17 protein-coding genes and 1 pseudogene are annotated in these 15,911 nt (G+C 66.9%); 9 read left to right on the top strand and 9 right to left on the bottom strand.

Annotated features, from left to right (window positions below; genetic code table 11):
- Positions 1-1,137 (top strand): annotated as a pseudogene (locus tag AC1DDO_RS19325) (hypothetical protein); the annotation flags it as partial.
- Positions 1,138-1,204: 67 nt separating this feature from the next.
- Here AC1DDO_RS19325 and AC1DDO_RS19320 read toward each other — a convergent pair.
- Positions 1,205-1,378 carry a hypothetical protein gene (locus tag AC1DDO_RS19320; protein ID WP_476972533.1) on the bottom strand — a complete coding sequence of 58 codons (174 nt, stop codon included), beginning with the start codon at positions 1,376-1,378 and terminating at the stop codon, positions 1,205-1,207.
- Position 1,379: 1 nt separating this feature from the next.
- Here AC1DDO_RS19320 and AC1DDO_RS19315 point away from each other — a divergent pair, with 1 nt between their 5' ends.
- The 4 genes from AC1DDO_RS19315 (at position 1,380) to AC1DDO_RS19300 (ending at position 4,159) form a co-directional block, all read left to right on the top strand.
- Complete coding sequence (locus tag AC1DDO_RS19315; RefSeq protein WP_476972532.1) at positions 1,380-2,195, top strand: methyltransferase domain-containing protein; 816 nt, start codon at positions 1,380-1,382, stop codon at positions 2,193-2,195.
- A gap of 133 nt (positions 2,196-2,328) precedes the next feature.
- Positions 2,329-2,781 carry a hypothetical protein gene (locus tag AC1DDO_RS19310; RefSeq protein WP_476972531.1) on the top strand — a complete coding sequence of 151 codons (453 nt, stop codon included), beginning with the start codon at positions 2,329-2,331 and terminating at the stop codon, positions 2,779-2,781.
- A 140-nt stretch (positions 2,782-2,921) separates the two neighbouring features.
- A complete protein-coding gene (locus AC1DDO_RS19305; RefSeq protein ID WP_476972530.1) occupies positions 2,922-3,473 on the top strand; it encodes a dihydrofolate reductase family protein in 552 nt (183 codons plus the stop codon).
- A gap of 62 nt (positions 3,474-3,535) precedes the next feature.
- Positions 3,536-4,159: a LysE family transporter gene (locus AC1DDO_RS19300; RefSeq protein ID WP_476972529.1), complete on the top strand. Its 624-nt coding sequence runs from the start codon at positions 3,536-3,538 to the stop codon at positions 4,157-4,159.
- A gap of 77 nt (positions 4,160-4,236) precedes the next feature.
- Here the strand turns inward: AC1DDO_RS19300 and AC1DDO_RS19295 are convergent, their stop codons facing one another.
- The 6 genes from AC1DDO_RS19295 to AC1DDO_RS19270 form a co-directional block, all read right to left on the bottom strand.
- Positions 4,237-5,817: an acyl-CoA synthetase gene (locus tag AC1DDO_RS19295; protein ID WP_476972528.1), complete on the bottom strand. Its 1,581-nt coding sequence runs from the start codon at positions 5,815-5,817 to the stop codon at positions 4,237-4,239.
- A gap of 42 nt (positions 5,818-5,859) precedes the next feature.
- A complete protein-coding gene (locus tag AC1DDO_RS19290; RefSeq protein WP_476972527.1) occupies positions 5,860-7,242 on the bottom strand; it encodes an MFS transporter in 1,383 nt (460 codons plus the stop codon).
- Positions 7,243-7,296: 54 nt separating this feature from the next.
- Entirely contained in the window at positions 7,297-7,752 is a 456-nt protein-coding gene (locus AC1DDO_RS19285; protein WP_476972526.1) for a MaoC family dehydratase, read from the bottom strand.
- Between the two features lie 63 nt (positions 7,753-7,815).
- Positions 7,816-9,015: an acyl-CoA dehydrogenase family protein gene (locus AC1DDO_RS19280; protein WP_476972536.1), complete on the bottom strand. Its 1,200-nt coding sequence runs from the start codon at positions 9,013-9,015 to the stop codon at positions 7,816-7,818.
- A 91-nt stretch (positions 9,016-9,106) separates the two neighbouring features.
- Entirely contained in the window at positions 9,107-10,000 is an 894-nt protein-coding gene (locus AC1DDO_RS19275) for an amidohydrolase family protein (protein ID WP_476972525.1), read from the bottom strand.
- Between the two features lies 1 nt (position 10,001).
- Positions 10,002-10,937: an SDR family NAD(P)-dependent oxidoreductase gene (locus AC1DDO_RS19270; protein WP_476972524.1), complete on the bottom strand. Its 936-nt coding sequence runs from the start codon at positions 10,935-10,937 to the stop codon at positions 10,002-10,004.
- A gap of 122 nt (positions 10,938-11,059) precedes the next feature.
- Between AC1DDO_RS19270 and AC1DDO_RS19265 the strand changes: the two genes are divergently transcribed.
- The 4 genes from AC1DDO_RS19265 (at position 11,060) to pabB (ending at position 14,855) form a co-directional block, all read left to right on the top strand.
- On the top strand, positions 11,060-11,539 hold the full coding sequence (locus AC1DDO_RS19265) for a MarR family winged helix-turn-helix transcriptional regulator (protein WP_476972523.1): 480 nt from the start codon (positions 11,060-11,062) through the stop codon (positions 11,537-11,539).
- Between the two features lie 50 nt (positions 11,540-11,589).
- Positions 11,590-12,135, top strand: coding sequence for an NUDIX hydrolase (locus AC1DDO_RS19260; RefSeq protein ID WP_476972522.1), 546 nt, complete (start codon positions 11,590-11,592; stop codon positions 12,133-12,135).
- 75 nt (positions 12,136-12,210) lie between these two features.
- Positions 12,211-12,771, top strand: coding sequence for a low molecular weight protein-tyrosine-phosphatase (locus AC1DDO_RS19255; RefSeq protein ID WP_476972521.1), 561 nt, complete (start codon positions 12,211-12,213; stop codon positions 12,769-12,771).
- Positions 12,768-14,855 (top strand): aminodeoxychorismate synthase component I, encoded by a 2,088-nt coding sequence (pabB, locus tag AC1DDO_RS19250; RefSeq protein ID WP_476972520.1) that lies wholly within the window; start codon positions 12,768-12,770, stop codon positions 14,853-14,855. The genes AC1DDO_RS19255 and pabB overlap by 4 nt, the downstream gene beginning before the upstream one ends.
- A gap of 128 nt (positions 14,856-14,983) precedes the next feature.
- Here pabB and AC1DDO_RS19245 read toward each other — a convergent pair whose 3' ends face one another.
- Together AC1DDO_RS19245 and mscL are read right to left on the bottom strand one after the other, a co-directional pair.
- Positions 14,984-15,205 carry a hypothetical protein gene (locus tag AC1DDO_RS19245; RefSeq protein ID WP_441409534.1) on the bottom strand — a complete coding sequence of 74 codons (222 nt, stop codon included), beginning with the start codon at positions 15,203-15,205 and terminating at the stop codon, positions 14,984-14,986.
- 199 nt (positions 15,206-15,404) lie between these two features.
- The gene (gene mscL, locus AC1DDO_RS19240) at positions 15,405-15,827 is read right to left on the bottom strand and encodes a large conductance mechanosensitive channel protein MscL (RefSeq protein WP_441409533.1); all 423 of its coding nucleotides are present in this window, start codon (positions 15,825-15,827) and stop codon (positions 15,405-15,407) included.
- Between the last annotated feature and the right edge of the window lie 84 nt (positions 15,828-15,911).

The raw sequence follows: 15,911 nt of genomic DNA, 5'->3' as shown, positions 1-15,911 counted from the left end.
CCGCTGGGGTCCACGGTTTCGGGTTCGGCGTTGAGTGCAGGCTCGGAGGATTACGACTACTACGCTGTCGATCTGCCCAAGGCGGGCCGGGTCGGCCTGAATTTCAAGTTTCCCGTCGGGCTTGGAGCGGGATTCACCTACAGGGTCAATATTTATGGTGCCAATGGCACCAACCTCTACAGCTTCGACCTGGATGGCTCTCATGCTGACGGCAGCTGGCTGGCCGGCCAACAAATCAACCTCCCCGCAGGCCGCGCCTACATCCGGATCTACGGCTATGACGGCGCAGCAAGCTGGGGCAAGACCTACACCCTCAACATTGGCTGGATTTGGGCCGCAACTCCTGTGCCAGGCATCTCCGGGACTCCCCAGGTGGGTCGGACCCTGACGGCTGTGACGGGAACCTGGTCGCCCACGCCGGACGTGCTCGGATACCAGTGGTTCCGCTCCGGAACCGCCATTACCGGGGCAACGGGCAAAACCTACACGCTGGTTGCCGCCGACCTTGGCAAGACCATCACCCTGAAAGTAACCGGCAGCAAGGCGGGGTACCCCAGCGCGACAAGGACCTCCGCCGCCACGACAGCGGTCACCCCAGGTACCCTGGCCGCTCCGGTACCGACCATCTCAGGCACCGCGAAAGTTGGATCGACCCTGACCGCGGTCCCGGGCACCTGGGGACCGTCACCCGTCACCCTGGCATATCAGTGGAAAGCCGGCGGCGTCGCCATCACCGGCGCGACCGCCGCGACCTACAAGGTCGCCGCGGCCGATACCGGCAAGACCATCACCATCACCGTCACCGGAACCAAGACCGGCTACACCACAACCGCGAAGACCTCCGCCGCCACAGCAGTAGTCGCGAAAGGCTCCCTGACGGCGCCGCTGCCGACCATCACCGGCACGGCTAAGGTCGGCTCGACCCTGACCGCCGTACCGGGCACCTGGGGACCGTCACCGGTGGCCCTGTCGTATCAGTGGAAGGCCAACGGCGTCGCCATCGTCGGCGCGACCGCCGCGACCTACAAAGTAGCCGCGGCCCAAGCTGGCAAGACCCTCACCGTCACCGTCACCGGAACCAAGACCGGCTACACCACCACCGCGAAGACCTCCGCCGCCACAGCAGTAGTCGTTTGACTGTCGAAGATCGATCCGTCCGGCCTATATGAACGGTCAGTTCCTCCCTGATACCCACAGGTGCAGACTAAGGCGAAGTAGCCAACACGATTTGCGGCTCCTTCGTCTTGACCACAGCGGCAGCCGGCGGGGGATCGTCCACGGTGACCGGATCCCGAAAGGGACCGGTCACCGTGAGGTCCCAGGTGCTGAGCAGTTCGGTGGGTCCGCCCATTTCCGACCCCGGGAGGTAGCGTTCCATTATGAGTGCGCAGCAGCCTGACGATGTGTACACGCACGGCCACCACGAGTCGGTGGTCCGCGCCCACGCCTCCCGCACGGCGGAAAACTCGGCGGCGTTCGTGATCCCGCATCTCATGCCCGGGGCATCAGTGCTCGACGTCGGCTGCGGGCCCGGCAGCATCACGTGCGACTTCGCGGAGCTGGTGGGGCCGGGCAGGGTCACAGGACTGGACCGCTCCCCCGATATCATCACCCAGGCCGCGGCCCTTGCCGCTGAGCGCGGCGTGGGCAATGTCGATTTTGCGACCGGCAACGTCTACGACCTTGACTTTGAAGACGAGTCGTTCGACGTCGTCCACGCCCATCAGGTCCTCCAGCACCTCACGGATCCCGTCGCAGCCCTCCGGGAGATGCGGCGCGTGGCCAGGGCCGGCGGGATCGTGGCGGTGCGCGACGCCGATTTCCACGGCATGAGCTGGTACCCGGCCATCCCCGAGCTCGACGACTGGATGGAGCTGTACCAGCGGATCGCCCGCCGCAACGGTGCCGAGCCGGATGCCGGACGCCGGCTGGTGTCCTGGGCGCAGGCCGCCGGATTCACGGACGTGGCGCCGTCCAGCAGCAACTGGCTCTACGCCACCGGACAGCAGCGGCGGTGGCAGGCGCGGGTGTGGGGCGAGCGGGTGGTGCATTCATCCTTCGCCGACCAGGCGCTCGAGTACGGCTTTGCCAGCGAGGCGGACCTGGCCCGGATCTCCGCCGGCTGGCACCGGTGGGGCTCGACCGAAGACGGCTGGTTCCTGATTCCCAACGGCGAGGTCATCGCCCGGGCGTGAGGCACTCCGTCTGGGCTGCGGTCACAGCGCCGGCACAGCCGCCCGAAAGTGCAGCCATAACTCCGCGTCCGAGGCTGGTTCCAGGCCGAATCTTCGGCCGGCCCAATCCGGGCCCCAGCAAAGGAGTTTCACAATGGCAAAGATCAACAAGGCAACTGCGGGCATCATGCTCGCCGCGGTGATCGGTGGCGGCGCCATCGGCGCGACGGCCATCCCCGCGATGGCTGCCGATTCCAGCGGCAGCTCATCCTCGACCCAGTCCACCGACGGCTACGGCACGGGCGGCCAGCGCGGCCCGCACCAGGCCAACGGGAAGACCGAGGAGATCCTCACCGGCGACACCGCCACAAAGGTTGAAGCGGCGGTGAAGGCCGCCCAGCCGGATGCGACGATCGAACGGATGGAGACCGACGCCGACGGCGCCACCTACGAAGCCCACATCACCAAGGCGGACGGAACACGCGCCACCGTCCTGCTGGATGCGAACTTCACGGTGACCGGAACCCAGGAGGGCCAGGGCGGACCGGGCGGCGGTCGCGGCGGCCAAGGCGATGCGGCCGCGGACGGCTACACCTCCAACGGCTAACCCCGAGCGGGCCTTGGGCATGCCCGGCGTGCCCAATGCCCGCGAACCAGGTCCGCGCACGCGAATTTTCATCAGGCATTCCCTGCCTCCCGATCTCCCGATAGGGTGCACGCAGGACACCCTTGAGTAAGGAGAACCCCATGCGCAAAGTTACGGCCGGCCTGTTCTGCTCCGTGGACGGCGTAGTTGAAGATCCCTTCCTGTGGCAGTTCGACAGCTTCGACGATGAGCTGGGCGCCGGGATGGGCGAGATGATGGGCCGGATCGACACCGGGCTCCTGGGCCGCGTCGGATACCAGCAGTGGGCGGAATACTGGCCCAATGCCGAAGCCGACGCTGACTTCGGCGGGTTCATCAACCCGCTGCCCAAGTTCGTGGCGTCCCGGACGCTGGCCGGAAGCCTCGAGTGGCAGAATTCGACCCTGATCGAGGGGCCGCTGGAAGACTTCGTGGCGGACCTGAAGAACGGCGACGGCGGCGAAATCGGCGTCTTCAGCAGCATCTCGCTGGTCCGCCAACTGCTGTTCGCGGGCCTGCTCGACTCGCTGATGCTGATTGTCCACCCGGTCATTGCCGGCAGTGGCCGGCGGCTCTTCAACGACGGCGATCCCCAGACGCGGCTGGAGTTGCTGTCCTCCCAGCAGACCAGCAAGGGCAACATGATTCTCAGCTACGGCCTCCGCGGCAGCTGACTCCCGTCGGCTGCCCCGGGGTCCCGCCAGGTTGGCCACCGCCCGGACAGTAAACTTGGTTCGTGCAACCCTCCCTTTGGCTGGCCTTGGCCGGCGCCGGCGTCCTGATCAGCTTCACTCCCGGCGCGGGCGCCATCAACACCATGAGCAACTCCCTGAACTCGGGATTCCGACGTTCCCTGTGGGGCATCCTGGGCCAGCAGGCCGCCCTGGTGGTGCACATCCTGATCGTCGCCCTCGGCGTCGGGGTGCTGGTGGCAAGCTCGCCGCTCGCTTTCAACGTGATCCGCTACGCAGGAGCCGCCTATCTGGTGTACTTGGGCATCCGGCAGTTCCTGAGCAAACCGGACCTGGACCAGGAGAAGGCCGCCGCCCTGCGCAACGAGCCGGCCCTGTCCATGTTCCGCCGCGGACTCTGGGTCAATCTGCTCAATCCCAAGGCCGTGGTCTTCTTCCTGGCCTTCATGCCCCAGTTCATTCGGCCGGAGCAGCCGCTGCTCCCGCAGTACGCGGTCCTGTCCGCCACCGTGATCGTGATCGACATCCTGGTCATGTGGTTCTTCTTCGCGGCAGCGGCCCGATCGTTCCAGCGCTTCACGCGCGACGCCGCCGGGCAGAAGGTCCTGAACCGGACGTTCGGCGGGCTCTTCGTCGGCGTCGGCGTCCTGCTGGCCTCAATCCACTAAGCGCGGCGGCCGCTCGGCCCCCCGGACCGGAGCAGGGACCTGCTCACAGTCCGGGTCCGGCAGCGTCCCGGCTCCGGTCAGACGTGGCCGGGCGTGAGCTTCCTCAGGTCCGCTTTCCGGATCTTGCCGCTGGCCGTCCGGGGCATCTCGTCCACGAAGACCACGGACTTGGGGATCTTGTACCGCGCGAGCCTGCCCTCCAGGTGGGAGCGCAGCTGCTCTTGCGTGAGCCTGGCACCTTCCCGCAGCAGCACCACGGCCCGCGGCACCTCGCCCCATTTCTCGTCCGGCACGCCGATCACCGCGACACTGCCGACGGCGTCGAGCTCGGCGATCGCCTGCTCCACCTCGGCCGGGTAGATGTTCTCCCCGCCGGAGATGATCATGTCCTTGAGCCGGTCGGAGATGAACACGAAACCGTCAGGGTCCTTGTAGCCCATGTCACCGGACTTGAACCAGCCGTCAGCGGTGTAGGACCCCGCGGAGGCCTCGGGCCGGTTCCAGTACTGGCGGATGACATTCGGGCCCTTGATCTGGATCTCCCCCACGGTTCCGGGCGCGGCGGGACCGGCCTCCGGGTCCATGGGGTCGGCCACCCTGACATCAGTGAAGAAATGCGGCAGCCCCGAGGATCCTGCTTTGTCACGGGACCTGGCCGCCGGCAAGGTGGTGGCACCCGGGGCTGTCTCGGTCATGCCGTAGCCGTTGGAGAAGCGCAACCCCCGCCGTTCGTAGGCTTCCAGGACCCGCATGGGCACGGCGGACCCGCCGCACGTCAGCTTGTTCAGCGAACTGAGGTCCGTGGCGTCCCAGTCGGGATGCTCGCACAGCATCTGGTAGGTGGTGGGCACCCCGCTGATGGTCGTTGCGCGGTGCCGCTCGATCAGCTCCAGCGTCCGGCGGGGATCAAACTTGGCTTCCAGGACTACGGTGCCGCCCTTCAGGAGTGTGGGCAGGACGCCCATGTCGAGGGAGGCGACGTGGAACATCGGGGAGATCATGAGGGCAACATCGGCAGAGGAAAAGTCGAAGTCGACCAGCACGTTGACGCAGTTCCACGCGATGTTGCCGTGGGTCAGGAGCGCCCCTTTGGGGTTTCCGGTGGTGCCGGAGGTGTAGAGAATCATGGCGGCGTCGTCCAGGCCCACAGGCTCATCCGGCGGCAGCGCCGCACCGGAGGCGATCACCGCCTCAAACGCCTCCACGGCGGTTCCGCCGGCCCCAACGCCGCCGTCGAGCACCGTTGGCTCGGGCCCCGTTGACTCCTCGACGAGGATCCGCCTACCCACCGCGGTCCCCGCTGAGCCGCTTTCCGCGAGCCCGTCGAGCGCCGCCGAGTGGACCAGCAGGACCGCGCCGCTGTCCCGGAGCTGGAACTGGATTTCCGGCGGCGCGAGCCGGGTGTTCAGCGGGACAAAGACGGCCCCGGCCAGGCCTGCGGCGAAGAGGGTCTCCAGGAAGGAGGGATCGTTATCGCCCAGGTAAGCCACCCGGTCGCCCTTGGCCACGCCGCGGTCCCGGAAAGCGTTAGCGAGCCGGGTGGAACGTTCCGCGAGCTCGACGTAGCTGAGCTCCCGGGCCCCGGCGATCACGGCGGTCTTGGTGCCCGACTTCGGGCGGCGCCGCTGCAGCCACGAGCCGATGCCAAAATTCTCCACGGAAAATCCTTTCTAGTTAGACGGTAGCGCCAGCGGGCCGGGTTAGGACCCGACAGTCTGCAGATCGTTGTTCTTGGGCTCACGGGTCAGCACGATGAAGACGATCGACACGACGGACATGACGGCCAGATACCAGACAACGGCGGCGGTGTTCTGTCCGGAGTCCTTGAAGATCTGCCCCACGATGCCTGGCGTGAACCCCGCGCCGAGGAGAGTGGCGAGCTGGTAGCCCAGCGAGGCTCCGGTGTAGCGCGAGGTGGTGCCGAACTGCTCGGACACAAAAGCCGCGAGCGGGCCGAACAGGGTGGAGTGGATCATGAGGCCGACAGCGAAAGCCACAAAGATCAGCACGATGTTGTTGGAGGACAGAAGCTGGAACATCGGCGTGAGGTAAAGGATGAAGAGCACCAGGCCGCCGATCATCACGGGCCGCCGTCCCAGCTTGTCGGAGAGCCGGCCGCCCATGATCACGAAGGCGATGGACACAAAGGAGGCTGCAGCAAAGGCGTAGAGAACGCCCTGCCTGTCAGCGCCCTTGGACACGGCATAGGTCACGGAGAACGTTGCCAGCACCACTTGGAGCGCAAACCCCGCTGCGCCGGCCAGCATGGTGAAGATCAGGGTCTTGGGCCGGCGCAAGACCTGCAGGAGGGGAATCTCGCGGCGCACCGGCGCGCCGCCTGGCGCTGCCTGCCGCCGGACGTTGTCCTGCTCAGCTTTCTCCTGTTCGGCCTTCTCCTGTTCCAGCGCCGCCTTGAAGATCGGGCTTTCGGAGACCTTGAGCCGGACAAACATGCCGACGACCAGCAGGACGAAGGACAGCAGGAACGGCACGCGCCAGCCCCAGGCCAGGAACTGCTCGTTGGGCAGGGCCGCGAAGGCGCCCATGACCAGGGTGCCCAGCACCGCGCCGGTGGGGGCGCCGGCGTTGACGAACGAGGCCGCGAAACCGCGCTTGCCCGATTCCGAGTGCTCAAGCGCCATGAGGGCGGCGCCGCCCCACTCCCCACCGACGGCAATGCCCTGGCAGACGCGGAGGACCACGAGCATCACAGCACCCCATGCTCCGGCCACCGCGGCGCCGGGCACGAGCCCGATCAGGGTGGAGGCGATGCCCATGACCAGCATCGAGACAATCAGCATGTTCTTGCGACCGAGCCTGTCGCCGAAGTGGCCGAAAATGATTCCGCCGAGGGGCCGCGCCACATAGCCGGCGGCAAACGTCCCGTAGGCGGCCACCACCCCCACCCATTCGTCCGTGCCGGAGAAGAACACTTTGGGAAAGACCACGGCGGCGGCCGTGGCATAGAGCAGGAAATCGTAGTACTCGATGGTGCTGCCGAGATAGCTGGAGGCAATGACGGTCCGTGCTTCACGGCGACGCGTACCCGCGTCCATGGCCTGCAACTGCGAAATTTGGGACATCGTTGTTCCTTATGGCAGAGGGGTGTGGGCTAAGGGATGGGTGGCCGGCGCGGCTTACTTGTAGAAGCGGGCGAGGAACTCGGCGACGACGGCGGGGCGCTCCTGTCCTTCGATCTCGATCGTGTTGGCCACCTTGATCTGGGCGCCGCCCTTGACCTCGGTGACCTCTGCGATGGTGGCCCGCATGCGGATGCGTGAACCCACCTTGACCGGGGAGGTGAAGCGGACCTTGTCGAGGCCGTAGTTGACCTTGGTGGTGACGCCGTCGACGTCGAACAGCTCTCCCCAGAACGGGATGATGAGCGAGAGGGTGAGGAAGCCGTGGGCGATCGGGGCGCCGAAGGGGCCGTCCTTGGCGCGTTCCGGGTCAACGTGGATCCACTGGTCATCGCCCGTGGCGTCGGCGAATTTGTTGATTTGTTCCTGGGTGATTTCGCGGAAGTCGGTGACACCGAGGTCGGTACCGGCTAGGGTGAGCAGTTTGTCGAAGTCGACGACGAGGTTGGGCATCTTTGGCTCCTGTGATGGTTTGGATGGGTTGGAGGACGACGGCGGGACGCGCCGGCGGCCGGGTCAGCGGGTGAAGGCGCTTTCGCCGGTCAGGGCGCGGCCGACGATCAGGGCATTGATCTCGTGGGTTCCCTCGTAGGAATAGACGGCCTCGGCGTCGGCGTGGAAACGCGCCACGTCCGTGTCCAGCGTTATGCCGTTGCCGCCCACCACTTCGCGGGCCAGCGCCACGGTTTCCCGCATCAGCAGGGACGTCTGCATCTTGGCCAGGGCGGAGTCCTGGTCCCGGTAGATGCCCTTGGCCTGCTGTTCGGTCAGCCGGACCACGAGGGACAGCGACGAGGTCAGGTTTCCGAGCATCCGGGCGAGCTTTTCCTGGACCAGCTGGAAGGAGCCCAGCGGACGTCCGAACTGCTGCCGCTGGGTGACATACCGGAGCGCGGCTTCGAAGGCCCCGGCCTGGATGCCCGTCGCGATCCACGCGACGTCCGAGCGCATTGCCCGGAGCATCGCGGCCACATCCCGGAAGGAGTTCACGTTGTGTAGCCGCCTGGCCTCGGGAACCCGGACGCCGTCGAGGGTGATGTTGGCGTTCTGCATCATCCGCAGCGATGTCTTGCCGCGGATCTTCTCCAGGGTCACGCCCGCGGCCTCGCGGTCCACAAGGAAGGCCTTGACCTGCCCGTCGGCCACGTCGCGGGCGAAGACGGCCAGGACGTCGGCCGTGGCGGCGCCGCCGATCCAGCGCTTGGCGCCGTCGAGGATCCAGGTGTCGCCGTCTGGACCCGACTCACTCCCCCTTTCCTTGCGGGCTGTGGTCGCCAGGCCGCCGGCGATGTCCGAGCCGGACTCCGGTTCGGTCAGCGAGAAGACACCCTTGAGCGAGAAGTCGATGACCTTGGGCATCCACTCTGCCTGCTGTTCCGCGGAGGCACCGACCCGGATGGCGGTCCGGAACAGCCCGGCCTGGGCCGTGTAGAAGGTGGCCAGCGAGGCATCAGTGCGGGCGAGTTCGAAGATCCTGAAACCTTGGTAGATTCCCCGGGCGGGAACTCGCTCGGCACCGGCGGCGCCGGTCAGTTCCGCCGGTTCCATGAGGTCCAGGTCGATCAGCGGCTGGGCCAGCTGGTCCGGGAACTCGCCGCGTTCCCAGTAGTCGGCCAGAAGCGGGCGGGCCTGTGTGTCCAGGAAATCCCGCAGCCGGCCCAGCACCCTCCGCTCCCCCTCCGTGAGGAGCGACTCGGCATCGTAGTAGTCGCACACGCTGTAGAGGCGCTCCGTCGCGGCGGTGTCCGCTGTGTCAGAGGCGGGGGCGGGTGACGCTCCCGCGGCCGGGGCTGCGCTGACGCTCACTTCAACCACCCAGCCCGAGCAGGCGGACGGCGTTGTCCTTGAGGATCTTGGGCCGGACCTCGTCCTTGAGCGGCAGGTCCGCGAAGGCGCCCAGCCATTTCTGCGGCGTGATCAGGGGGAAGTCGGTGCCGAACAGAACCTTGTCCTGCAGGACTGAGTTGGCCATGCGGACCAGGGACTCCGGGAAGTACTTCGGGGACCAGCCGGAGAGGTCGATGAACACGTTGGATTTGTGCGTGGCGATCGAGTTGGCCTCGTCCTGCCACGGCACCGAGGGATGGGCCATGATGATCTGCAGTTCCGGGAAGTCGGCAGCCACGGCGTCGAGCAGGAGCGGGTTGGAGTAGGCCAGCTTGATGCCGTATCCGCCGGGGAGACCGGCGCCCATGCCGTTCTGGCCCGTGTGGAAGATGGCCGGCAGGCCCAGCTCCTGGAGGGTTTCCCAGAGCGGATAGAACTGCTCGTTGGAGGGGTCGAAGCCCTGCAGGCTCGGGTGGAACTTGAACCCGCGCGCGCCGAGGTCAATGGCCTGGTGCTTGGCGCCCTGGATCGCCTCGGTGCCGGTGCGCGGGTCCACGCTGCCGAAGGGGATCAGAACGTCGTTGTTCCGGGCCGCCCCGGCAATGAGTTCGGGGATGCTGTTGGGCTCGTGCCTGAGCTGGGTCCGGGCGTCGACGGTGAAGACGACGGCGGCCATGTTCAGTTCGCGGTAGACCTCGGCGATCCGGTCCAGCGACGGGCTCCGGTCCTCGGCCTTGAAGTACTTCGCTGATGCTTCCGTGAGTGCCGGCGGCAGGGATTCGTGGCCGTGGCCGTCCACTTCGAGGTGGACGTGCATGTCGATCGCATCCAAGGCGGCGGCGTCGATGCCGAGTTCGTAGCGCTGGGAGACCATGTCAGCGGACCTCCGCCGGTTCGGGCTTCAGTTCTTCCGGGAGGGGCAGGAAGTCCTCGCCGACGCTCTGCAGCTTGTCCCCGAACAACCGGCCGAAGTTCTCCGTCAGGTCCTGGTAGCCCCAGCCGCCCTCGCGGTATTCGGTGGCGGCCGCCTCGGGGTGGGTCCAGAGCTGCAGCCGGTCGCCGCCGGCGCCGATCGCCTGGCCGGTGATCCCGGCGGCCGCGTCGGAGGCGAGGAAGGCGACCAGCCCGGCGACGTCGTCGGCGGTGCCGAAGCCCAGCTCGTGGCGGAAGAAGGCCGGCATGGCCTGGCCGCGCTCGTCCGCTTCAACGGCCTTCTGGAAGTAGGGGACGGTCTTGGTCATGGCGGTGGCGGCCACCGGGATGACGGCGTTGGCGGTGACGCCGGCCTTCTTCATTTCCAGTGCCCATGTGCGGACCATGCCCACGATTCCGGCCTTGGCGGCGGCGTAGTTGGTCTGGCCGAAGTTGCCGCGCTGGCCGGTCGGGGAGCCGATGGTGATGATGCGCCCGGCGATGCCGTTCTCCTTGAAGTAGGCAAACGCTTCGCGGACACAGGTGAAGGTGCCCTTCAGGTGGACGTTGATGACCAGGTCGAAGTCCTCATCCGTCATCTTCAGCAGGCTCTTGTCCCGCAGGATGCCGGCGTTGGTGACCAGGATGTCCAGCCGGCCGAACTCCGCTACGGCTGCCTGCACCAGCTGCCGGGCGACCTCGGAGCTGCCCACCGGGGCAACGACGGCGGCGGCCCGGCCGCCGTCGGACTCGATGGTCCGGACCGCTTCGGCGGCGACGCCGGCGTCCACGTCGTTGACGACCACGGCGGCGCCCTGGCGGGCCAGTTCCCGGGCGTAGGCCAGGCCGAGGCCCCGGCCGCTTCCGGTGACGATCGCTACTTTTCCTGACAGGCTCATTGCCGCTCCTTTGCTAGCTGCCGTGCATCCGACCCTGCGGCATGGGATGCTGTTCTGCATCCATGAAAATATGGATAGTTGAAAAAGTCAATGATTTATTTTTTGGACTATTGGAGTTGGGCATGGCGACCGAAGCAGACGAACAGCTGGACACCGAACCAGCAGAAAAGCTAAAGGCGGCGACCATCAGCCAGGACGCGGGCTTCCTGCTCGCTAAACTCCATGCCGCCGGCTCGGTCCTGAACAACCGCGCCTTGGCCGGATTCGGCCTTAAGGAGCGCTCCTATTCGGTGCTGGCCCTGGCCAACAGCGAGCTGGAACCCACCCAGCGGGAGATGGCCGAATTCCTTAGCCTGGATCCCAGCCAGATCGTCGCCTTGATTGACGAGCTCGAAAAGCGCGGGCTGGTGATCCGGGCGCCCGGGAAGCAGGACCGGCGCGCCAAGATCGTCTCAGCCACCGCGGAAGGGGAAGCCATCTTCCGGCAGGCCGAGGCCGCGGCGCGAGAGGCGGAATCCGCGGCCCTGGCAGGTCTCAGCGGCGCCGAGATCGCGGCGCTCAAGGGACTGCTCCGCAAAGCACTGTGGCGGCAGGCGGCCTGACCACGGGGCCGGTTCCGGGCCGGAGGAATACCCTAAGGTCAGGAGGAGCCATGACCGTTCGGAGCGCCGGCATCCTGCTGTACCGGCTAAGGAATGCATCCCCGCCCAGCGGCGCGCCGCCCCAATCCGGCAGCGCACCCCAACTGGAAGTCTGGATAGCCCACATGGGCGGACCCTTCTGGGCCCGCAAGGAAAATCAGTCCTGGTCCATCCCCAAGGGTGAATACCTGTCCGACGAAGACCCGCTGGTTGCCGCGCACCGCGAGTTTGCGGAGGAAATCGGCACGCCGGCACCTGAGGGCGACTACCACCGGCTTGGCGACTTCAGGCAGCCCTCCGGCAAGGTCATCACGGTCTTCACCGCGGAATCGGACTTCCAGCCCGACCAGGTAGTGAGCAACACCTTCACGATGGAGTGGCCGAGGGGATCCGGCACCGTCAGCAGCTTCCCGGAGATCGACCGTGCCGAATGGACCACGGAGCAAGATGCCCGGTCCAGGCTGGTCAAGGGCCAACTGCCGGTCCTCGACGCGCTGGTCCGGCACCTTGGTCCCGGCCCGGCCGCACGGGACGAATCCGGCTATGACAATGAGTAAATATCGGTTGACACGTTTTGTAACACTTCGCGGGCGTCCGCTAGCCAAGACGTCCGGGATCGTTCATGCTTAGCTATGACCTCAATGTCGAGCCAGTACCGGATCATCGCGGTCTGCACCGGAAACATCTGCCGGTCTCCGATGGCCGAACTCATGCTGGCGGAGGCATTCCGGGCCGAGCACCTTGCCGAGGTCGTCATCGATTCCGCCGGCACCACCGCGTATGAGGCCGGCCGGCCCATCGACCCCCGGGCCGCACGCAAACTCACAGCTCAGAACATCGCTTCGGACCGCCACATGGCACGCGAATGGCGCCACGAATGGTTCGCCAGCCGGGACCTGATCCTGGCCCTCGACGTCGACCACTACGGCTGGCTCCGTCAGGCGGCACCGGACCGGGACGCCCTGGCCAAAATCCGCATGCTCCGCAGCTTCGACCCCGCCGTGGCGGAAAAGGACCCGCTGGAGCAGGGCATAGAGGACCCCTGGTACGGCGGCCACGCCGACTTCGACGCCACCTGGGACCTCATCCGGGCCTCCGTTCCGGGGATTGTGCAGCACGTCCGCACCCAACTTGAACGGCGGGACGGGCAACATCACGGCAGTGAAGGGCAGCGGGTACGCTCTATTTCATGAGCCCAGCACCCGTCATCATCGCAATCGACGGGCGGTCCGGCTCCGGCAAGACCACCCTGGCCATCGAACTGGCGGCGCGGCTCAGGGAACACCACAAGGTCTCGCTCTTCCACCTGGAGGACATCTATCCCGGCTGGAACGGGCTTGCGGCCGGGATCGAACGGTACGTCACCACCGTGCTTTCGCCCCTGCGGCGCGGGGAGAGCGCGGAATGGGTCAGCTGGGACTGGGAGCGGCACTACGACGGCGAGGCCCGCACCACGCGACCGGCAGAAATTGTCCTGGTGGAGGGCGTCGGCGCTGCCGCTGCGGCGGCGCACCCGATGCTGGACGCCGTGATCTGGGCGGACTCCTCCGACTCCGAACGCCGGGCCCGGGCGCTGGCCCGGGACGGCGACACCTATGAACCGTACTGGGACCAATGGGCCGCCCAGGAAGCCGAGTGGCTGGCCGGCGACGACGTCCCGGCCCGCGCGGATGTGCACGTGCTCAACCTTGCTGACGGCACCGCCCCGGACGACGTCCTGCAGGCCCTGCAGTACCTTCCCGCCGTCGCCCCCGCCCTGCTGCCCGAGCTCGCCGCCCGGCGCGGCCTGCAGTTGCGCGCAGAACGGATCGACGCCGAACCGGAGGCCGCGCAGCTGTTTACGGCGCTCTTCGGCGGATCGCCCAACGCCGTGTGGCTCGACTCCTCGCTGGACCCGGCAGGCCTCGCCCCGGAGGCCGCGGAGCGCAGCCGCTTCAGCATCCTGGCCGACGACGGCGGCCGCTTCGGCCAGGCCGTCCGGCACAGTTCCGGACAGACCCTCATCAGTACGGGACAGGCCACCGTGACCGCCGACGGCCCGTTCTTCCGCTGGCTGGACGGCGCGTGGGGGCGCCGTGCGCTCCGTGCGCCGGAGGCGTACCCGTGCGAATTCGCCCTGGGCTGGCTCGGGTACCTGGGCTATGAGCTCAAGCGCGAAACCGGCGGCACTGACGTGGCCGCCAGCACGCCGGACGCGTGCCTGATCTTCGCCGGCCGCGCCGTGGTCCTTGACCATGCCGAGGGCACGGCCTGGCTGCTGACCCTGGACTCCCCCGACGCCGACGGCTGGCTCGAGGCGGCCCGTGCGGCCGTCGCCGCGACCGCCCCGGCGTCACGGGCGCAGGCCTCCCCCGCACCGGACTCATTCGCGCCGGACGTCACCGGCCGCCACGCCGCACCGCCGGCCGCCCCTCTCTTCACCGCCCGGGACACGGAAACCGGCTACAAGGCCAAAGTCGCCGAGGCCCAGCGCGAGATTGCCGAAGGCAACACATATGAGGTCTGCCTGACCACGGCGCTCACCGCGGCCTCGCCCGAAGGCTCACAGGGCACGGAGCCGTGGCAGACCTACCTGGACCTCCGGCGCCGCAACCCGGCCCCTTTCGCCAGCTACCTGCGGTTCGGCGGGCTCGCCGTGGCGAGCACCTCGCCGGAGCGTTTCCTGCAGATCGCCGCGGACGGCAGGATGCGGGCCGAACCGATCAAGGGCACGCGCCGTCGGGATGCCGACCCAGGCACGGACGCCGCCCTGCGCCGGGAACTGGCGTCTTCGGCCAAGGACCGCGCGGAAAACATCATGATCGTGGACCTGCTGCGCAACGACCTCAGCCATTTCGCCGTCCCGGGTTCGGTGTCCGTCAGCCGGCTGTGTGCGATCGAGAGCTACGCCACGGTGCACCAGATGGTGAGCACCATCGATGCCCAGTTGCGGCCCGGAATGCCGCGGGCCGAGGCTGTCGCCGCCTGCTTCCCCGCCGGTTCCATGACCGGCGCCCCGAAGGTCAGCACCATGGCCATCCTGGACCGGCTGGAGGCCGCGCCGCGGGGCGTGTACTCCGGCGCGATCGGCTACTTCTCCCTCAGCGGCGCCGCGGACCTTTCCGTGGCGATCCGGACCCTGGTGATCACCGCCAGCGGCGACGGCACGGCGGAGCTGAGTCTCGGCGTCGGCGGCGCCGTCACCGCCGACTCCTCCCCGCAGGAGGAGTATGAGGAAGTCCGGACCAAGGCCTTCGGCGTGCTCTCGGCGCTGGGCGCTGAGTTCCCCCAAGGCTGAGAGCCGCGTTTGCTGTGCAGAGCCCCATCCGGATCGGCGCGGACAAGGAACGCGGGCAAGGAAAAGGTCCCACCGGTTCAGGCCGGTGGGACCTTTTTGCGGCGCCCATGCCGCCTACCGCGGACGGACTATCCGACCTTGCCGGCCAAGGCCACCAGCACACCGGCGGTTGCGAAATGTTTGTTGCTGCCCAGGTCGCGAACGGTCTTGATTCCCATGCTCGCGAGCATTTCGTCGTGCTTTTCGGTGAGTCCGGCAAGCGCTGAGGGCGGTGCGTCGAGAACTTCATCGAGGGTTGCGTTCTCGTAGGCCTTATCGAGTGCCTTGCCCAATTCAATGGAAACAGCCATGTTGATTTCCTTTCATCGATGCGGAACAACAGCACACCCGAGACGGCCCCCGCATATGCAGGAATGGGCGTGCACGGACGCCGAATCCTGCCCGCGCCCCTGCCAGATACGCTATCGCAGAGCCACCAACAAAACATCTAAATTCACCATCAGATTTACCGCGCTAAACGGCCAGAATGGGGCTTCGCGTTCCGGGGGGCTAGTGGCGCCGCTCCTGTTGCAAGGAGTCGCGCTGCAGGGAGTCGCGGATTTCGGTGAGCAAAGCGATCTGCGGATCTTCCGCCGCCTCTTCCTTGACCTCCGGGTTGATTCCCAGGCGCCTGTTGCGTCGTTCCACCATGTGGTTCATCGGCACAACAATGACGAAGTAGATGGCTGCGGCCACCAGGACGAAGTTGACGATCGCGGTGAGCAGCACGCCGAATTTGATGTCGTTTCCGTTCAGGGTCACGACGGCGAAACTGTCGAAGTTGGGCGAGCCGACCAAGGCGGCAATGAACGGCATGAGAACACTCTGGACTAGGGCCGTGACGACGGTGCCGAAAGCCGCACCAATCACGACGGCGACGGCAAGGTCTACGACGTTGCCCTTCATTATGAAATTCTTGAATCCGGTCAACATAAGGCTCAAGCTACCCCATGCTGACGCGGCATTGATGGCCTGGAGCTAAATATCCGGTGACGCCGTCATGGCCGGAATTCCTGC

The sequence above is a fragment of the Arthrobacter sp. 10N43 genome (genome assembly GCF_056394525.1).
The sequence above is the reverse complement of the archived record's forward strand: the minus strand, read 5'-3'. Positions and strand labels throughout refer to the sequence as shown.